Source organism: Hymenobacter aquaticus (assembly GCF_004765605.1).
Taxonomy (GTDB): Bacteria; Bacteroidota; Bacteroidia; order Cytophagales; family Hymenobacteraceae; genus Hymenobacter; species Hymenobacter aquaticus.
In genome coordinates, this window is the sequence record NZ_SRLC01000001.1 from 2,178,542 (window position 1) to 2,196,458 (window position 17,917).

15 protein-coding genes are annotated in these 17,917 nt (G+C 60.4%); 11 read left to right on the forward strand and 4 right to left on the reverse strand.

Annotated elements, in window-relative coordinates; all coding sequences use genetic code 11:
- Positions 1 to 42: 42 nt before the first annotated feature.
- Positions 43 to 528 carry a 2-amino-4-hydroxy-6-hydroxymethyldihydropteridine diphosphokinase gene (folK, locus tag E5K00_RS08950; protein WP_135462880.1) on the forward strand — a complete coding sequence of 162 codons (486 nt, stop codon included), beginning with the start codon at positions 43 to 45 and terminating at the stop codon, positions 526 to 528.
- Between the two features lie 344 nt (positions 529 to 872).
- Entirely contained in the window at positions 873 to 1,358 is a 486-nt protein-coding gene (locus tag E5K00_RS08955; RefSeq protein WP_135462881.1) for a DUF6843 domain-containing protein, read from the forward strand.
- Positions 1,359 to 1,559: 201 nt separating this feature from the next.
- On the opposite strand, the gene fabD is transcribed toward E5K00_RS08955, so the two are convergent.
- Both fabD and E5K00_RS08970 read right to left on the reverse strand, forming a co-directional pair.
- The gene (gene fabD / locus E5K00_RS08965) at positions 1,560 to 2,447 is read right to left on the reverse strand and encodes an ACP S-malonyltransferase (RefSeq protein ID WP_135462882.1); all 888 of its coding nucleotides are present in this window, start codon (positions 2,445 to 2,447) and stop codon (positions 1,560 to 1,562) included.
- Between the two features lie 121 nt (positions 2,448 to 2,568).
- The gene (locus E5K00_RS08970) at positions 2,569 to 5,436 is read right to left on the reverse strand and encodes a T9SS type B sorting domain-containing protein (protein WP_135462883.1); all 2,868 of its coding nucleotides are present in this window, start codon (positions 5,434 to 5,436) and stop codon (positions 2,569 to 2,571) included.
- A gap of 230 nt (positions 5,437 to 5,666) precedes the next feature.
- Here E5K00_RS08970 and E5K00_RS08975 point away from each other — a divergent pair, with 230 nt between their 5' ends.
- From E5K00_RS08975 to E5K00_RS09010, 8 genes are all read left to right on the forward strand, one after another.
- Positions 5,667 to 6,338 carry a succinate dehydrogenase cytochrome b subunit gene (locus E5K00_RS08975; RefSeq protein ID WP_135462884.1) on the forward strand — a complete coding sequence of 224 codons (672 nt, stop codon included), beginning with the start codon at positions 5,667 to 5,669 and terminating at the stop codon, positions 6,336 to 6,338.
- A 20-nt stretch (positions 6,339 to 6,358) separates the two neighbouring features.
- Positions 6,359 to 8,293 (forward strand): fumarate reductase/succinate dehydrogenase flavoprotein subunit, encoded by a 1,935-nt coding sequence (locus E5K00_RS08980; RefSeq protein WP_135462885.1) that lies wholly within the window; start codon positions 6,359 to 6,361, stop codon positions 8,291 to 8,293.
- Between the two features lie 131 nt (positions 8,294 to 8,424).
- On the forward strand, positions 8,425 to 9,180 hold the full coding sequence (locus E5K00_RS08985; protein WP_135462886.1) for a succinate dehydrogenase/fumarate reductase iron-sulfur subunit: 756 nt from the start codon (positions 8,425 to 8,427) through the stop codon (positions 9,178 to 9,180).
- Positions 9,181 to 9,353: 173 nt separating this feature from the next.
- Positions 9,354 to 9,881 (forward strand): NADPH-dependent FMN reductase, encoded by a 528-nt coding sequence (locus E5K00_RS08990; RefSeq protein ID WP_135462887.1) that lies wholly within the window; start codon positions 9,354 to 9,356, stop codon positions 9,879 to 9,881.
- 75 nt (positions 9,882 to 9,956) lie between these two features.
- Positions 9,957 to 10,337, forward strand: a complete 381-nt coding sequence (locus E5K00_RS08995) for a hypothetical protein (RefSeq protein ID WP_135462888.1) — start codon at positions 9,957 to 9,959, stop codon at positions 10,335 to 10,337.
- Between the two features lie 108 nt (positions 10,338 to 10,445).
- The gene (locus tag E5K00_RS09000; protein ID WP_135462889.1) at positions 10,446 to 11,213 is read left to right on the forward strand and encodes an MbnP family protein; all 768 of its coding nucleotides are present in this window, start codon (positions 10,446 to 10,448) and stop codon (positions 11,211 to 11,213) included.
- A 12-nt stretch (positions 11,214 to 11,225) separates the two neighbouring features.
- Positions 11,226 to 12,281, forward strand: a complete 1,056-nt coding sequence (locus tag E5K00_RS09005) for a cytochrome-c peroxidase (protein WP_135462890.1) — start codon at positions 11,226 to 11,228, stop codon at positions 12,279 to 12,281.
- Between the two features lie 54 nt (positions 12,282 to 12,335).
- Entirely contained in the window at positions 12,336 to 13,346 is a 1,011-nt protein-coding gene (locus E5K00_RS09010) for a transporter (RefSeq protein ID WP_135462891.1), read from the forward strand.
- Here E5K00_RS09010 and E5K00_RS09015 read toward each other — a convergent pair.
- Positions 13,343 to 14,626: a chloride channel protein gene (locus tag E5K00_RS09015; protein WP_135462892.1), complete on the reverse strand. Its 1,284-nt coding sequence runs from the start codon at positions 14,624 to 14,626 to the stop codon at positions 13,343 to 13,345. The two genes, E5K00_RS09010 and E5K00_RS09015, sit on opposite strands and share 4 nt — an antisense overlap.
- 320 nt (positions 14,627 to 14,946) lie before the next feature.
- On the opposite strand from E5K00_RS09015, the gene E5K00_RS09020 reads away from it, so the two are divergent.
- Positions 14,947 to 15,948, forward strand: a complete 1,002-nt coding sequence (locus E5K00_RS09020; protein WP_167856815.1) for a cytochrome-c peroxidase — start codon at positions 14,947 to 14,949, stop codon at positions 15,946 to 15,948.
- 414 nt (positions 15,949 to 16,362) lie between these two features.
- Here the strand turns inward: E5K00_RS09020 and ftsZ are convergent, their stop codons facing one another.
- Positions 16,363 to 17,859, reverse strand: a complete 1,497-nt coding sequence (gene ftsZ, locus E5K00_RS09025) for a cell division protein FtsZ (protein WP_135462894.1) — start codon at positions 17,857 to 17,859, stop codon at positions 16,363 to 16,365.
- Between the last annotated feature and the right edge of the window lie 58 nt (positions 17,860 to 17,917).

A 17,917-nucleotide genomic window follows, 5' to 3' on the forward strand; every position in this document is an offset into this window, starting at 1 on the left:
AAATACCCTACCAACCTACTGACCCGATTCTTCCATTGCCCTATGCCCACTGCTTACCTTCTGCTCGGCTCCAACCTCGGCGACCGGGCGGCCACCCTGCACGCCGCCGTGCAGCAGCTGGCCGCCACCGCCGGCACGGTTGTGGCCGTATCGGGGCTCTACGAAACCGCCGCCTGGGGCCTCACCAACCAGCCCGCCTTTCTCAACCAGGCCGTGCGGCTGGAAACCACCCTCACTCCTACCGAACTGCTCACCGCCTGCCTGGCCGCCGAGCAGCGGGCCGGCCGCGAAAGGCGCATCCGCTGGGATGCCCGCACCCTCGACGTGGACATCCTGCTCTACGACGACTTGGTCCTGGATTCAGAGCAGCTGCAAGTGCCCCATCCGCGCCTACCGGAGCGCCGCTTCGCCCTGGTGCCGCTGGCCGAAATTGCGGCGGAAGTGGTGCATCCGGAGGCTGGCGCTACGGTAGCGGAACTGCTGGCCGCGTGTTCGGATGAGCTGGGGGTAAATTCCGTGGGGGCATAGATTCCGGGGCGCAATAGTTGCGTAATCCGGTATGCCGTTGGTGTTATTGCCGAAACTCTATTGCGAACTGAGTATATATTGCCGAAGCTGGCTACCTTCGGCAATAGGAATGTTAGCGGTAATTTTACAGAGACGACACAGACCAAATGAGAATATATAAAACGGGACTTATTCTAACAATTTTAAGCTTGTTTACTTGCTTAAATCCATATTGGATAATATTTGCTGGACCAGTTTTTATAGTTGGACTATTACTTGTTTGGTTCTCAAAAACGAAATTGAAAACAAAATTACTCACGACAATTCTGCCTCTAATTCTATGGTATCCCGGACTACTTACATTTATGTTTTTTGGTTCTAAACATATGACACCTGAAACATTTCTAATACCTAAAGACTTTCGAGGACAGATTACTTTGATTTATAACGAACCTTGTGGACAGACAATTCCAAAAATGGACGGCAGACTTATTTACAAAATTCCAGACAATGGAGTTATGATTTTAAAGAATGAATTTGAAACAGGTATCATTGACCAAGAATATTATTTCGTTGACGACAACTGGAATAGCATTGAAAAAATACCTACACTTATTCAACAGGACTTTAACGAGGACTATACACTTGAAAAAAACAAGAATGAGCCACCTAGAAATAAAGTAGGTTTGTTTCTGCTTGGCACAGGCGGAGGAAGCACATTAAAGAATGAAAATTACAGCTTTCATATGATGGCAGTTAATTCTTGGGATAGTTTACGAGTGCAACAAAATGGAAGTATTCCCGACAATTTAATTGACAGTTTATTATTCCAATGCAGACAGAAGAAATAAAAACTACCGCTAACATGGGTTTGGCAAAAGTGGCGGTTCAGTGCTCCGCAGACACATTTGTGGTTAATCAAAGTTTGGTTCTCCGCATCAACATTTGTGGTGAAAATCGCCACCTTTGCCAAGCCCCAAACCGTTGGCAATAAAAAAAGCGCCCCGCCGAATGTCTTCGGCGGGGCGCTTCCTATAAGAATCGGACGGTGCTTACACCGCCGCTGAGCTGCCGGCTGCTTCGGGCGCAATCTTCTTCACCAACCCCTGCAACACCTTGCCGGGGCCGCACTCCACGAACTGCGTGGCGCCGTCGGCTACCATGCGCTGCACGCTCTGGGTCCAGCGCACCGGGGCCGTGAGCTGGCGCACCAGGTTCTGGCGGATTTCGTCCGGGTCGCGGTGCGGGGCGGCGTCCACGTTCTGGTACACGGCGCAGAGGCCGGCCGCAAACTGGGTCCGCTCGATGGCCTGGGCCAGGGCCGCCTCCGCCGACTGCATCAGCGGGGAGTGGAAGGCCCCGCCCACGGGCAGCGGCAGGGCGCGCTTGGCCCCGGCCGCCTTCAGCTGCTCGCAGGCCAGCTCGATGCCGCGCTGGGAGCCGGAAATAACCAGCTGGCCGGGGCAGTTGAAGTTGGCCGCGACTACCACGTTGCCGGCGGCCGTAATTTCCTGGCAGATGCGCACCGTCGTCTCGTCGTCGAGGCCGAGGATGGCGGCCATCGTGCCGGGCTGCTCCTGGCAGGCGGCCTGCATGGCCTGGGCGCGCTGGGCCACCAGTTGCAGGGCATCTTCAAACTTGAGCACCTTGGCCGCTACCAGCGCCGAAAACTCGCCCAGGGAGTGGCCGGCTACCATCTCGGGGCGCAGGTCGGGCAAGGTGGCGGCCAGGGCTACCGAGTGCAGAAAAATGGCGGGCTGGGTTACGTTGGTTTGGCGCAGGTCCTCGTCGGAGCCCGTGAACATGACGTCGGTCAGGCGAAAGCCCAGGATTTCGTTGGCCTGGTCCATCAGCTGGCGGGCGGCGGGCTGCTGCTCGTACAGGTCGCGGCCCATGCCCATAAACTGGCTGCCCTGACCGGGGAAAATAACTGCTTTCATGCGGAGAAAAGTGAAGGCGGGAATAAAGTAGAAAGCCCTTTCGGATTGGGGCGGCAAGATACGGGAATAAAAAAACCCGCTTCCAGGCCTGGAAGCGGGTTTTCTCAGTTACTCTCTAAGGCTAATGGGTTATTTCCACCCAGCCCTTGTAGGTAATCTTGGTCGACTTGGAATCGGCAAACTCCACTTCGGCCAGGTAGTAGTACACGCCGTCGGGCACCTGAATGCCTCTGCCCCGCTCGCCGGAAGTAGCGTTGCCCGTCCAGTTGATGCCGGGGTCCGCATCGCCGTCATACACTTTCACGCCCCAGCGGTTGAAGGCCTGGAAGTGCACTTTGCGCAGCGGCGACGACACGCGGGGCCGGAACGTATCGTTGATACCGTCGCCGTTGGGCGTGAAGATGTTCGGCAGCTCGAAGATGATGCAGTTGTCGGCGCAGACTTCGGCGCTCAGGGCGCTGCGGCGGTTGCCGATGGCCCCTACGGCCTGCACCCGGTAGCAGCCCGCCTGCTCCTTCAGCCCGGTGTGCGAGTAGTTGGGGCTGGGTCCGCGCGTCGAGTCAATAAGCGTGAAATTCGCGTCGGTGGTGCGGCGGTAGAAGATGCGGTAGTAGGCAATGGCCGTGCTGCACCCGGTCGGGTCGGAGGGGTTCAACACCCAGTTCAGCACGTTGGTGTACGTCTCGCCCTCGGCCGGGAAGTAGCCGGGCCGGTTGAGCGCCTGGGTTTTCAGGTCCTCACAGTCGTTGCGGATGGTAACGACCGGCGGGCAGGGAATGGGCACCAGCAGCACCGGCAGCTCCTGGCTCAGGTTCAGCAGGTTATCGGGCAGATTGGGAGAGCCGTAGGTACCATTGGTCTGCACGTAGTAGGTATAGGTCTCACCCTGCACCAACGGCCGCTTGGCCCCCGTATCGGTATAGGTGGTTCCGGTGGCTACTTGGTCCAGCAGCACGAAATCGGGGCTGCCCGGGCTGCGCCGGTAAATGGAGGTAGGATGACCCGGCTCGTTATTTTTCCAGGGAACCGTAAACGCCCAGCTCAGATTTATCTGCGTGCCGGCGGCGTTGGGCGTGCCGCTGAGGCGCACGGTGGTAGCCGGGCCGGCCGTTTCGGGCACGGCGGAAGCTGCCGTGAAGAAGTCCAGGAAGTAAGTGAACGTGCTGTCGGTGGTGTTGCGGCCCGCGTCAACAAACGAGGTGCTGGTCAGGTCGGTAGTGGTAAACACCTGCTTCGACTGCGCCTTGGTTGCGTTCTGGCCCCGGCCCCGGAATAGCCGGTAGCCGTAGGGCTGCGAGAAGGGGCTGGAGCTCAGCGGCTCGGTCCAGCGCACCGTCACCTGCCCGTTGGTGCGGTCCGTGCGGTCCACCGTTACGTTGGTGAGCAGCGCGGGCCGGCCATCCAGCGTGACGCACGTTTCGAGCGAGGCCAGGCTGGCCCCGCCGGCGGGCGACGGAAACTCGGCGTAGATCCGGTAGCAATACGTGCGGCCGCGCTGCAGATTCGACTTATCCCCCCGGTCCAGGAAGGATTGAGCCGCTACGTTGGTTGTATCTTTAATCAGTACGTAGCCCGAAGACGCCGGAATCCCCGTGACGCAGGTGTCGTTGGGGAAAGTGGATGGCCCCTCCTTGCGGTAGATGCGCAGGCGGCTGGCGTTTTGGCAAGCGTAACGGTTCCAGGTCAGGCGCACGTTGTTCTGGCTTTGCACCGCTCGCACGTTCTCGGGCCTGGGTCCCACCACTCGTATTCGAAAGACCTTTTCGTCAATCAGGGCCACGTCGCCGGTCGCGGGCTTGTCCTGGGCTTTGAACAGCACCGTGTAAGGCTGGGCGGCAACATCCGTGCACTCCGGCGTCCATTTGAAAATACCCTGGGCCGGGGGCGTTGGTCCCGCGCCGGTTTGCACGAAGGTAGCGGGCGAGTTGGCCCGGCCAAACATACCTCCGAAGGCAGTCAGAATAACGGGGTTGTTATCCGGGTCGGTGGCCGTTACCTTTTTCCGGACCTCCACGCCCGCTACCACGCAAATGTCCTGCGGCACGTTCACGGTGGGCCGCAGGTTGCTGGTGGGCTTCACCACAATCTGCATATCCCGGATAACGGTCCCGATTTCGATGACGGACCCCGAGGGTGTTTTGCGCCACTCGTGCACGATAAAGGCCGCGTTGAAGTCGCCGATGCGGTTCGGCGCGTTCCAGACCAGCTGGCCCGTAAACCTGTCGATGGTAAAGATGGCCGTTCCTCCGCCCGGGTTCCCCAAGTAGGGCACCTTTGTTCCGATGGGCGTCACTTCGTTGGGCAGCACGTAGCCCGTCGTGACGCGCGGCAAGGGCGTATTGTTATTAGCGAGGGCCGTACTGATAGAGCCTGCCTGCTGACTGGGAATCAATTCAAACGTCAGCGAATCGCCGTCGGCATCATAAGCGGCCGGGTTGTGCAGGAACACCTGGTTGCGCGAGGCCTTGTCGATGGCCGGCGCAGTCAGTACCGGGGAACGGTTCACCGCGATGCCGGCATTAAGGGTGATGCGCGTAGCAATGTAGAACGACTGCGTCGCCGATTCCGTCATGTTTTGCACCCCGGTATTGCGGAACTCGCCGATGTAGCTCACAGTGTAGCTGCGGTCGGCGGTGTAGGTGTGCTCGAAATAGTACACGTTCCGGTAAGTGTCCTCCGTGACCTGGGTGCGACTAAAGCGCGGTACGCCCGCCAAGCCGCTGCTGGTGCCGTCGCCGAAGAAAATCGTGACGTTGGGCTCATCCACGGGGGTCAGGCCAAAGTCGGTGTAGAGCACCATCTTGAAGAAGATGCGCCGGGGGTTGTTGCGAGGGTCCCCGAAGGGGTAGGTCGTGTCGCTCTTGGCCTGAATATCTCCAGCCCGAATGTGGGACGCCTCAGCCGTAGAGTGCAGCCCCAGCAAGGCTAGCACACTGACCATCAGCACCATTACCCACTTACCGGTACTCCGCGGTAAAGAAAGGTTCATACTATACGTTGATTAGTAAGCTGAGATAAAAAAGAAGGTCGAGAAAACCTCGGTAGAATCCTAACAAAAAACAGGCTATCCGGGTTGCTCCTATGATGTTTCACTCTAACGGGTTTAGCCCAAGATTGATTCACCACCCCAGTTAACGCTAATTCGGATTGTTTAGTACATGGTCGGCATGTACCTTTGACCGATACAACCGACCGTTTCTAAAACCACCAGTAACTCCTATGAGTTGGATCAGTAAGACGTTTTCCAGTAGCATTGGCCGCAAGATTATCATGTCCATCACGGGCCTGTTCTTGTGCTCCTTTTTGGTTGTCCATTTGATTGGCAACCTGCAGTTGTTCAAAGACGATGGCGGGCAGGCTTTTAATGTGTACTCCCACTTTATGGGCACCAACCCCCTGATCCGCACCGTGGAATGGGTGCTGGTTTTGGGCTTCGGCTTCCACATCTACGAATCGATTGTGCTGACCCAGCGCAACAAAGCAGCCCGAGGCGGCAGCTACGTGAGCAACCACGCCGAGCAGAACAGCCCCTGGCAGTCGCGCAACATGGGCCTGCTGGGTACCATCATCCTGATTTTCCTGCTGGTGCACCTGTACAATTTCTTCTACCGTGCCCGCTTCGGCGAGCTGGATCCGGACATCAACAACAACGCTGACCTCTACACCCTGGTAGCCAGCTCCTTTAAGCAGCTCTGGTACGTGGTCCTGTACGTCGTAGCCCAGGTTGCCCTCGGCTACCACCTGGTTCACGGCTTCCGCAGTGCCTTCCAGACCCTGGGTCTGAATCACCGCAAATACACGCCGGCCATTAAGTTCGTGGGGTATGCCTTCTCGGTCCTGGTTGCGGCCGGTTTCGCGGCAATGCCCTTGTACTTCTACTTTTTTAAATAAATCCTAACCTCGTCCATCCGATGATACTGGATTCCAAAATTCCCGAGGGGCCCCTGGCCGAGAAGTGGGAGAAGCACAAGTTTAACGTGAAGCTCGTCAACCCCGCCAACAAGCGGAAGTACGACATCATCGTGGTGGGCACCGGCCTGGCCGGCGCTTCGGCGGCGGCTTCGCTGGCTGAGCTCGGCTACAACGTGAAGGCCTTCACCTTCCACGACTCGCCGCGCCGCGCCCACTCCATTGCGGCCCAGGGAGGCATCAATGCCGCTAAAAACTACCAGAACGACGGCGACTCCGTGTTCCGCCTGTTCTACGATACGATTAAGGGCGGCGACTACCGGGCCCGCGAAGCCAACGTGTACCGCCTGGCGCAGGTATCGGTCAACATCATCGACCAGTGCGTAGCGCAGGGCGTGCCTTTCGCCCGCGAATACGGCGGCCTGCTGGCCAACCGCTCGTTCGGGGGTGCCCAGGTAAGCCGCACGTTCTACGCCCGTGGCCAGACCGGACAGCAGCTGCTGCTGGGGGCCTACTCGGCCCTGAGCCGGCAGGTGGCTTACGGCAAAGTGAAGCTGTACACCCGCTCGGAAATGCTGGACGTGGTGGTAGTCGACGGCAAAGCCCGCGGCATCATCACCCGCAACCTGATTGACGGCAAGATTGAGCAGCACTCGGCCCACGCCGTGGTGCTGGCCACTGGCGGCTACGGCAACGTGTTCTACCTGAGCACCAACGCCAAGTACTCTAACGCTACGGCCGCCTGGCGCGCCCACAAGAAGGGCGCGTACTTCGCCAACCCCTGCTTCACCCAGATTCACCCCACCTGTATTCCGGTATCGGGCGACTACCAGTCGAAGCTGACGCTGATGTCGGAGTCGCTGCGTAACGACGGCCGGGTGTGGGTGCCCAAGGAGAAGTCGACAGCGGAGCGCCTGCGCAAAGGCGAAATCCGCGTGAGCGACATTCCTGAGGAAGAGCGTGACTACTTCCTGGAGCGTAAATACCCCGCCTTCGGTAACCTGGTGCCCCGCGACGTGGCCTCGCGCAACGCCAAGCAGATGTGCGACGAAGGTCGGGGCGTAGGCAGCAGCGGCCTAGCCGTATTCCTGGACTTTGCCGACATCATCAAGCGCACCGGCGCTGATTCGGTGGCCCAGAAGTATGGCAACCTGTTCGATATGTACGCCAAGATTACCGGCGAAAACCCCTACGAGCAGCCCATGCGCATCTACCCCGCCGTGCACTATACCATGGGCGGCCTGTGGGTAGATTACAACCTGCAAACCACGATTCCGGGCCTGTATGCTACCGGTGAGTGCAACTTCTCCGACCACGGCGCCAACCGCCTCGGCGCTTCGGCCCTGATGCAGGGCCTGGCCGACGGCTACTTCGTAATTCCCTACACCATTGGTGATTACCTGGCCAATACGCCGCCGACGCCCGTAACGACCCAGCACCCGGCCTTCGCCGAAGCCGAGGCCGAAGTACGGGCCCGGATCCAGAAGCTGCTGAGCATCAACGGTACCCGCACGCCGGATGACTTCCACAAGCAGCTGGGCCACATCATGTGGGAATACTGCGGCATGGCCCGCAATGCCAAAGGTCTGGCCTTTGCCAAGCAGGAAATCCAGAAGCTGCGCAAGGAGTTCTGGAGCGACCTGAAGCTGGTCGGGACCAGTGAGGAGCTAAACCAGGCGCTGGAAAAAGCCGGCCGCGTGGCCGACTTCCTCGAACTGGGTGAGCTGATGGTCGACGACGCCTACGCCCGCAACGAAAGCTGCGGCGGCCACTTCCGCGAGGAATATGCCACCGAAGAAGGCGAGGCCAAGCGCGACGACGACAACTTTGCCTATGTGGCGGCCTGGCAGTACACGGGCGACAATCAGCCGGAAATCCTGAACAAGGAAGACCTGCAGTTTGAAAACGTGAAGCTTACCCAGCGCAGCTACAAGTAGTGAGGACGGGGTACTGAGCAGCAGCGGAATGTTGCTGCTCAGTACGTTGTTTTTCCATTGCTCACTACCCAATCCTCACTACTCAATTCCCTTGAAATACCATGGCTGGAAGTAACCCGAATGCCAAACCAATGAATCTCACCCTGAAGGTGTGGCGGCAGAAAAACCGCAACACCCAAGGTCAAATTGTAGATTACCAGGTAAAGGACATTTCGCCCGAAATGTCGTTCCTGGAAATGCTGGACGTACTCAACGAAGACCTGCTGCGCCGCGGCGACGAGCCCGTAGCCTTCGACCACGACTGCCGCGAAGGTATCTGTGGCTCGTGCAACCTGTTCATCAACGGCCGGGCCCACGGTCCGGAAGCCGGCACGACTACCTGCCAGCTGCACATGCGCAAGTTCTCGGATGGCGACACGATTACCATCGAGCCCTGGCGTGCCAATGCCTTCCCCGTCAACAAAGACCTGAGCGTGGACCGCTCAGCCTTCGACCGGATTATCCAGGCTGGTGGCTACGTGAGCGTAAATACGGGCGGCGTACCCGACGGCAACGAAATTCCGGTGCCCAAGGACATTGCCGACCGCGCGTTTGAAGCCGCGACCTGCATCGGGTGCGGCGCCTGCGTGGCGGCCTGCAAAAATGCGTCGGCTATGCTGTTCGTGTCGGCCAAGGTGTCGCAGCTGGCCTTGCTGCCCCAGGGCCAGGTGGAGCGCAAAACCCGCGTGGAAAACATGGTGGCCCAGATGGACAAGGAAGGATTTGGGGCTTGCACCAACATCGGTTCCTGCGCCGCGGAGTGCCCCGTGGGCATTTCCCTGGAAAATATTGCCATCCTGAACCGCGAGTTCCTGGCCGCCAAAGCCACGTCGAACAACCTGGCGTAAGCACCTGGCTTTCACTTTGTAAAAAGAGCGAAACGACCCGTCGTTTCGCTCTTTTTGCGTTAAATAGGCTCTATTACGGCTCACTCGCCATAACAATCCGCCCACTTCCGGGCTTACTTGCCTAGTTTGCTGTCGGCGGCTGGTTCCGCCGTCTTATTTCGCCCTTTCCCCGCATGATTACCATCGTAGCCGCCACCAACCGCCCGGCGTCCCGGGCCCGCCGTATTGCCAACATTTACGCGAAGATGCTGGACGAGCTGGGCGCCGAGTACCAGATTCTGGACCTGGCTGACCTGCCCGCTGACTTTACTACTTCGGCCCTGTATGGTAATCTGGGAAAGAATGAGGCGTTCAACCGCCTCGTGCGCCAGGCCGAAGCCGCGGACAAGCTGGTTTTTATCGTGCCCGAGTACAACTGCTCCATTCCCGGCGTGCTCAAGTCCTTTATCGACGGGCTGCCCTACCCCGGTGGCATTCGGGGCAAAAAGGCCGCGCTGGTAGGCCTCAGCGCCGGCACCCAGGGTGGCCTTCTAGCCCTGAGCCACCTGACGGACATCCTGATGTATCTGGGCACGACGGTGCTGCCCGCGCGGGTACGCCTGCCCGGCCTCGACCAACACCTGCTCAGCAACGGCGAGCTGGACAATTCGCTGTACCTGCAATTGCTCAAAGAGCAGGCCCAGGAACTTGTTGCCTCCTAATAACGACTACAGGTAAAGCAGCCCTAAGGCGGTACCTCGTATATTTGCGGCATCTCCTTCTGACTTTACCCGGCCGTGGCACGCATTCTGGCTTATCTTCTCACCACCCTGATTCTGCTCCAGACGTTTAGTCGGGAGCTGGTGGTAGTTGATTACCAGTTGCACAAGGAGCGCATCACCCAGCTGTTCTGCGTCAACAAGGACAAGCCCCGGTTGCAGTGCAACGGCAAATGCCACCTGGCGAAAAAGCTGCGCAAAGCGTCGGCTGCCGACAGCAAGGCCCCGGCCAGCGGGTTTGCCAAAGTGAAATACGATGCCGTGCTGCCCCTGCGGGCCCTGTTGCAGGAGCCCCGGTTTGCGGGTTTGCCGGTCCGCCAGTTCGGGCGGCAGGCCGCGGTGCCGTATTCTTTTTCGCCCGCGCACAGCATTTTCCATCCTCCTTCTTTTCAGGCCTAATTCTACCTGGTGCCCGCCTTCGTGCGCGGGCTGCTGGCCGCTTTGCCTCGTCGAAGCGCCTCGTGCAACTGCACCCTTTGGTTTTACCCCTGATTTTGAAGATTGAAGATGAAATTTTCCCGTTTTTTCCTGACACTGGCCGTGGCGGCCGTTTCGCTTACGAGTTGCAAAAAAGATAAGGACGTAGCTCCGGCCGTCGGCGAGCTGGACATTGAGATGGACCACGTGGTAGGCAGCAGCAGCCTCGTGCTCAATGCTACCACGCCCAATTACACGACCCCCAGCGGTGACCATTTCTCCGTAACGACCTTGCGCTACTACGTTTCCAACATCCGCCTGCGCAAGAGCGACGGCACGGAATACGTGCAGCCCGAAAGCTACTACCTGGTTGATGCCGCCCGCAGCGACTCCAAAACGCTCGTGCTCAAAAATGTGCCCACGGGTGATTATACCGGCATTACGTTCACCATCGGCGTGGACGCGGCCCGCAACACCTCCGGCGTACAGCAAGGCGCCCTGGCTCCCAGCGACATGTTCTGGGGCTGGACCACAGGCTACGTGTTCCTGAAGCTGGAAGGCAAATCACCGGAAGCACCTTCGGGGGGCTTCGCCTACCATGTGGGTGGTTTTGAGGGCACCAACAGCGCCCTCCGGACGGTGTCGCCGGCCCTGCCCACCGGCGTCAATATTCTGGTGCGCACCGATCATACGCCCGAGGTGCACATGAAGGTGGATGCCCTCAAAATCCTGACCGGGCCTACTACGGTGCGCTTTGCCACGTTTGAAGCCCCGCACATGCCGGGCCCGGCCGCCGCAAAGCTGGCCGACAACTACGCGGCGGGCATGTTCCGCGTGGATCATGTGCACGCCAACTAAGTCATCGTTCCGATGAAACGTTCTCCATTGGTGCTGCTGGCCGCTGGGCTGGCAGCACTGCTGGTAGCAGGCTGTCAGACTGACGACAGTACAGCCCCCGACGCGGGCGTGCCGGGGTCGGTGTTGCCGGCCAATTTTCCGCCGCCCGTGTACGGCCTGGAGCAAAATCCACCTACCAAGGAAGGCTTCGCGCTGGGCCGCGCCCTGTTCTACGACCCGCGCCTCTCGCGCGACGGAACCATCTCGTGCGGCAGCTGCCACCAGCAGTTCGCGGCCTTTTCGCACGCGGGGCACACCGTGAGCCACGGCCTCGACGGGCTGCTGGGCACACGCAACGCCCCGGCGCTGCAGAACCTGCGTTGGGAGCGGGAGTTTCTCTGGGATGGGGGTTCGCGCCACATCGAAACCATGCCGGTAGCTCCGCTAACGAACCCGGTGGAAATGGGGGAAACGCTGGACAACGTGGTGCGCAAGCTCAACGCCGACCCGCAGTACCAGCGGCAGTTTGCCCAGGTGTTTGGCAGCAAGCCCATCGATTCCTACCAGCTGCTGCGGGCCCTGGCGCAGTTTACGGCGGCCCTGACGTCGGCCAACTCCCGCTACGACCACTACGTGCGCCACGAAGGCGGCGGCACGCTGTCGGCGGCCGAAACCCGGGGGCTGACGCTGCTGACCCAGAAGTGCACGCCCTGCCACGGCACCGACCTGTTTACGGACCATTCCTACCGCAACAACGGCCTGGACAGCGCCTTCCCGGCTGATTCCGGCCGGGCGCACATCACCCAGCAGGCCACCGACCGGGGCAAGTTCAAAGTACCGTCGCTGCGCAACGTGGCCCGCACGGCTCCCTACATGCACGACGGCCGCTTCCAGACCCTGGAGCAGGTGCTGGACCATTACGACCACGGCGTTGCGGCCTCCCCGACCCTCGACCCGCTGCTGCAACCTACTTCCGGCCGGCGCGGCATTGCCTTGAGCGCGCAGGAAAGAAGTGACCTGGTTGCCTTTCTGCACACGCTCACCGACGAGCAGTTTCTCCGGGATGCCCGCCTGGCCGAGCGGCCCTAGCGGCGTTTTTCATTTGGCTGCGGCCAAGCCGGCGGCCTCAACCCTTACACTTCCATGAAAAAAATATACCTGGCGCTGGCCCTGAGCAGCCTGTGGAGCAGCGCGGCCCAGGCCTGCGACATCTGCGGCTGCTTCATGGGCATCACGCCCTACGACAACCAAAGCGGCGTTTCGCTGATGCACCGCTACCGGATTTTCAACGGCTACCAGCAACTGGGGCAGTCCCACGCTTTTTTCCCGGCGGGCGTGCAGCCGTTCGTACCCAGCCACCCCAACCGCGACGAAGGCTACCAGCACGCGCACAAGGGTGATGCCACGGACTATGAGGCCTACCGGGTAGTGGAGCTGCGCGGCAAATACTTTCTGGCCAAGCGCCTGGAGCTGAACGCCTTCGTGCCGTACGTTATGAATACCTCCCAGAGCAACGGCGTGCAGCTGAACACGGCCGGGCTGGGCGACGTGACCCTGTTTGCCGGCTTCCACCTGATTCGGGCCATCGAAACGGCCGGGGTGCAAAGCCGGCTGATTGTGGGGGCCGGGGCCAAGCTGCCGACCGGCGACTACCAGCGCACCAACGCCAGCGGCCGGCGCTACCCGATGCTCAACCAGCCCGGCACGGGCACCACCGATGGGTTTGTGTACGCTAACTACATCGGCAGCTTTCACAACGTGGGGCTGAGCCTGAACTCCAGCTACCGTCGGGCCACCCGCAACCGTTTCGGCAACAACGTCGCGCCCAGCACCTCCTCATTTGCCAACCTTTTCTACCGGTTGGCCGTGGGTTCCAACTGGCAGGTCTACCCTTCGGCGCAGCTCTACTACGAGAAAACCAAGGGCGAAATGCTGGATGGGCAACTCACGCACGAGCACGCCATGAACGACGCGCTGCTGGGCCCGGGGCTGGATGTGTACTACAAGAACTTCTCCCTGAATACCAGCTTCCAGCTGCCCATCTACACGGCCACTACCGACCACCCGGCCAGCGCCGGCCGCATGGTGCTGGCCCTGGGCTACAGTTTCCGGCAAACGAAATACCTGCTTAAGGGGCGTCAGCCGGCCGGCTAGGGCAGGTCGCGCAGGCGGCGGCCCTGCTGCCGCGCCCAGAGGCCGTGCTTGCTTTGCCCGATTACCTGCGCCCCATAGATTCCGCGGTGCCCCGAGAACAGGTAGCTCAGCACGCAGGCCAGCCCCACGTACAGGCCGCACTCGTGGCCGAATAGCTCCAGTCCCATCAGCAGGCAGGCCAGGGGCGTATTGGCGGCCCCGGCAAATACCGCCACGAAGCCCATGCCCGCCAGCAGGGGCATGGGCAAGGGCAGCACCGGCGCCAGCGCGTTGCCCAGCGCCGCCCCCACGAAAAACAGCGGCGTCACCTCCCCGCCTTTAAATCCGGCGCCCAGCGTGAGGGCCGTGAGCAGTAGTTTTAAGGCAAAGGCGTACGCAGGCAGCGGCTCGGCAAAAGAGCGCACGATGACCGGCACACCCAGGCCGATGTAGTCGGTGGTGCCCAGCAGCCACACCAGCAGCGCCACGGCCACGCCGCCCAGTACCGGCCGGAGCGGCGGAAAAGCTATGCGCCGCTTAAAGAAGGCACTGACCAGGTGCGTCGCCCCGGCAAAGAGCCGGGCGGTCAGCCCGAAAGCCACGCCGGCCAGGGCCGCGCTGCCTAGCCCCGGCCACGACATTTGAGCGGGCACAGCCAGCACCGGGTAGGCCGTGTGGCCTACGCCCCAGGCCCGCGTAACCCAGTCGGCGCAGATGGCCGCCAGAAAGCTGGGCAGAATGGCATCGTAGCGCAGTCGCCCGATCAGAAACACTTCCAGTCCGAAAACCGCCCCGGCCAGCGGCGTGCCGAAAACCGACGCAAAACCCGCACTGATGCCGGCAATGAGCAGCAGGGTCCGTTCCCGGCGGTGCAGCCGGAGCCAGCGCATCAGCTGGTCGGCCAGTGCCCCACCCATCTGCACGGCCGTGCCTTCCCGCCCCGCCGAGCCGCCGAACAGGTGGGTCAGCAGCGTGCCGAGGAGCACCAGCGGCACCATGCGCAGCGGTATTACGGCCCGGGGCGTATGAATTTCGTCGAGCAGCAGGTTGTTGCCGGCTTCCACGGGTCGGCCCCAGTAGTAATACAGCGAGCCGACCAGCAGCCCGCCCAGGGGCAGCAACGCCAGAATCCAGCGGTGCGCTTCCCGCCACGAAGTCACCCAATCCAGCGCCACCAAAAAGCCCGCGGATGCGGTGCCGGCCAGCGCGCCAACGACGGCGCTGATCAGCAGCCAGCGGCCAACAAACAGCAACAGCACGCGGTACTCAGCCCACAGGCGGGAGAAAATCCGAAAGGGCATACACAAAGCAGCTAAAAAAGCGGAAAGAGGGCCCAAAGTACGCTATCCGGCGTGGGCCATGCTAATTCTCAGGGCTGCGTACCAGGTAATTATCGGGGCCGAAACCAATAGGAGCAGCGCTGCTGTTATGCCGGAAATCAATATCTTGGACTTTTCTCGACCATTACTTTACCGGGGTGTTTACTTCTACTCGTCTGCGTTTCTGGCTTCTGACGTCCGCTGCTTCTCTAACGCTGCTAATGGCTTGTGAGTCAGAGCCGGATTTCACGGAGGAAGGCCCGACCGTTACCACGCCGTACAAGCTGGTCTTGCCCAAAGGCTTGCCCCAAGACGTTAAGATTCCGGCCGATAACCCCCTGACGGAAGAAGGCGTGGCGCTGGGCCGCATGCTGTTCTACGAGCCCAAGCTTTCCCGCAACAACACTATATCGTGCGGCAGCTGCCACCAGCAGAGCAAGGCTTTCACCGATGGCCGGGCCCTGGCCCTGGGCGTTGATGGGGTGCCGAACCCGCGCGGGACGATGTCGTTGGCCAATATTCTCTGGGAGCCGGCCCTGAACTGGGATGGGGCCGCCACCAGTCTGGAAACTCAGGCCCGCAAGCCCATCGAAAACCCCACGGAGATGCACCAAACCTTGGGGGAGGGCGTCAGCAAGCTGCAGCAGACGGAAGTGTATCCGCCCCTGTTCCGCAAGGCATTCGGCTCGTCGACCATCACCCAGGACAACTTGCTCAAAGCGCTGGCCCAGTTCGAGCGGACTCTTATTTCGGCTAATTCCAAGTACGATAAGTACCTGCGCGGCGAAGCGCAGCTCAGCAGCCAGGAAATAGCCGGTAAAGTGCTGTTCTCCAACCACCCCGACCCGACCATTCCGGTGGCCGGGGCCGACTGCATGCACTGCCACAACGAAGGCAACCTGCTCTTTACCTCTACCGACTACACGCGCGGGGCGGCCAGCAGCTTTTTCAACAACGGCCTCGACTCCAACCTCAAGGATCAGGGGCGGTTTGGCGTTACCGGCCTGGAATCTGACCGGGGGAAGTTTCGGGCTCCTACCCTGCGCAACATTGCCCTGACGGCCCCCTACATGCACGATGGCCGCTTCCAGACCCTACAGGAAGTGCTCGACCACTACAGCGACCATGTCGCCAAGGACAGCCCCAATCTGGACGTGAACATGCTGACGACCACCAACAAGCGCAACGGCACCCAGCTCAGCCTGACGGCGGGTCAGAAGCAGCAGGTCATTGCGTTCCTGTTGGCGCTCACCGATTCCTCGTTTATCCAGGACAAGCGCTTTTCCGACCCCTTCAAGCCGTAAGGTCCGTAGCCGCTGCCTGATTCCGGTCAGATAACACTGGCTTCTTGATCTACTTTGCATTTCCCTAAACTTCCTGAGCCTCAGGCCGTATTAGCGCCGGGCCCTACCACGCACGCTACCGTGCAGCCGTGCCCTTCTTGCTGCCCACCGGGCAGTTCACTCACCTAAACCCATGAAAAGCAAATTGCTTATTGCCCTGCTGGCTTTGTGCTCAGCCTGTACTGCTACTTCCTCCCCTACTGCCTCCCGGCGCCCTCTTTCCCCCGACCGGGAGTCCGCAGATCCGCTCAATGCTACCCTCCCCGACTCAACTTCCACGGCTACCGTTGAGTAGCCGATTTGAAGTATAATACACAACAAAAACGCCGTCCAGTAGCTACTGGGCGGCGTTTTTGTTTGTCGTACTAAGCGGGACTAGTCCACGTTGTCGTGCAGGAACCGGTTGTCGCCGAGCAGTTCGTTATCGTCCGACAGGTTGAAGCGGGAGATGTTGCGCTCATTGGAGGGCACTACGTTTTCCAGTTTCACCTGCCGCCGCAGGTAGGCCGGCGTTTCCAGTTGATCCTTAATGGCATCCGTGGTCAGGCCGTTGCTCAGGCCTTCCAGGCGCCGCCGCCGCTCTTCCGCCCGGGCATCCAGCGACGGACGCGCCGGCTGCTGCACCGGGGCGGGCTGATGAATCACGACGGGCTCAGGAGCAGGCGTTGAAGGAGCAGCCACCGGCGGCACGTAGCCCGTGTAGGGCGAGGTTTCCAGGTCGAAAGTCACCTTGGGCGGCTCAGGGGCGGCGGCTACCGGGGCGGGTGCCGGGGTGCTGAACGTGGGAACCACCGGGGCAACCGGGGCCTCCTGCCGCTCCCGGTCGAAAATATTGATCTGCGGGTCGGGGGTAGCTACGGGCTCCGGCTCGGACTTGTCCACGCCGTAGGCCATGCTGATGTTGTGCGCGTCGCGGGCAAAGCCGGTGGCAATAACCGTCACGCGGATGCTCTGGCCCAGCGTCGAGTCGATGCCGTGGCCGAAGATAACCTCGGCGTCCTGCCCGGCTTTGTTCTGGATGTACTCCGTAATTTCGGTCAGCTCGTCCATTTCCAGCTCGGCCTGGTCGCCCGACATGATGGAAAGCAGGATTTTCTGCGCCCCGTGAATGTCGGTGTTGTTGAGCAGCGGCGACGACAGAGCCTCTTCTGCCGAGCGGCGGGCCCGGTTTTCACCCTCGGTAATGCTGCTGCCCATAACGGCCGCGCCCGAGTCCTTCATCACCGTTTTCACGTCTTCAAAGTCCACGTTGACTTCGCTCGTGACGGTGATGATTTCGGCAATGGATTTGGCCGCCGTGCTCAGCACGTTATCGGCCTTGGCGAAGGCGGCCCGAATCGGCAGGTTGCCGAAAATTTCGCGCAGCTTATCGTTCAGAATCACCAGGACTGTGTCGCAGTTGTCGCTCAGCTCCTTGATACCCTGCTCGGCCTGCTGGCGCTTCTTCTTGCCCTCGAACAGGAAAGGCGCCGTCACGATGCCCACGGTCAGAATGCCCAGCTCCTTGGCCACTTTGGCAATAACGGGCGCGGCACCGGTGCCCGTACCACCGCCCATCCCGGCCGTGATAAACACCATTTTGGTGCCGTTGCTGAGCAGCTCCCGGATTTGCTCCCGGCTCTCAATGGCCGCCTGCTTGCCCCGCTCGGGGTTGGCACCGGCTCCGAGGCCCTCGGTCAGGTCCACGCCAATCTGCAGCTTGTTGGGCACGGTGCTGCTGTGCAGCGCCTGCTTGTCCGTGTTGCAAATCACGAATTCCACGTCCTTGATGCCTTGGCTGAACATGTGGTTCACGGCGTTGGAACCGCCCCCACCGACGCCAATCACCTTGATGATGGAGTTGGATTGCGCTGGAATATCAAATTTATACATGAGTGGTCTGCTTCAATTAACAGTTACCATTTATCATTTATCACTCAACTACTCTGCA

Excerpts from the sequence above, each read along its gene's own strand:
- folK (WP_135462880.1), top strand. The coding sequence starts at position 43 with ATGCCCACTGCTTACCTTCTGCTCGGCTCCAACCTCGGCGACCGGGCG.
- E5K00_RS08955 (WP_135462881.1), top strand. The coding sequence starts at position 873 with ATGTTTTTTGGTTCTAAACATATGACACCTGAAACATTTCTAATACCT.
- fabD (WP_135462882.1), bottom strand. The coding sequence starts at position 2,447 with ATGAAAGCAGTTATTTTCCCCGGTCAGGGCAGCCAGTTTATGGGCATG.
- E5K00_RS08970 (WP_135462883.1), bottom strand. The coding sequence starts at position 5,436 with ATGAACCTTTCTTTACCGCGGAGTACCGGTAAGTGGGTAATGGTGCTG.
- E5K00_RS08975 (WP_135462884.1), top strand. The coding sequence starts at position 5,667 with ATGAGTTGGATCAGTAAGACGTTTTCCAGTAGCATTGGCCGCAAGATT.
- E5K00_RS08980 (WP_135462885.1), top strand. The coding sequence starts at position 6,359 with ATGATACTGGATTCCAAAATTCCCGAGGGGCCCCTGGCCGAGAAGTGG.
- E5K00_RS08985 (WP_135462886.1), top strand. The coding sequence starts at position 8,425 with ATGAATCTCACCCTGAAGGTGTGGCGGCAGAAAAACCGCAACACCCAA.
- E5K00_RS08990 (WP_135462887.1), top strand. The coding sequence starts at position 9,354 with ATGATTACCATCGTAGCCGCCACCAACCGCCCGGCGTCCCGGGCCCGC.
- E5K00_RS09000 (WP_135462889.1), top strand. The coding sequence starts at position 10,446 with ATGAAATTTTCCCGTTTTTTCCTGACACTGGCCGTGGCGGCCGTTTCG.
- E5K00_RS09005 (WP_135462890.1), top strand. The coding sequence starts at position 11,226 with ATGAAACGTTCTCCATTGGTGCTGCTGGCCGCTGGGCTGGCAGCACTG.
- E5K00_RS09010 (WP_135462891.1), top strand. The coding sequence starts at position 12,336 with ATGAAAAAAATATACCTGGCGCTGGCCCTGAGCAGCCTGTGGAGCAGC.
- E5K00_RS09015 (WP_135462892.1), bottom strand. The coding sequence starts at position 14,626 with ATGCCCTTTCGGATTTTCTCCCGCCTGTGGGCTGAGTACCGCGTGCTG.
- ftsZ (WP_135462894.1), bottom strand. The coding sequence starts at position 17,859 with ATGTATAAATTTGATATTCCAGCGCAATCCAACTCCATCATCAAGGTG.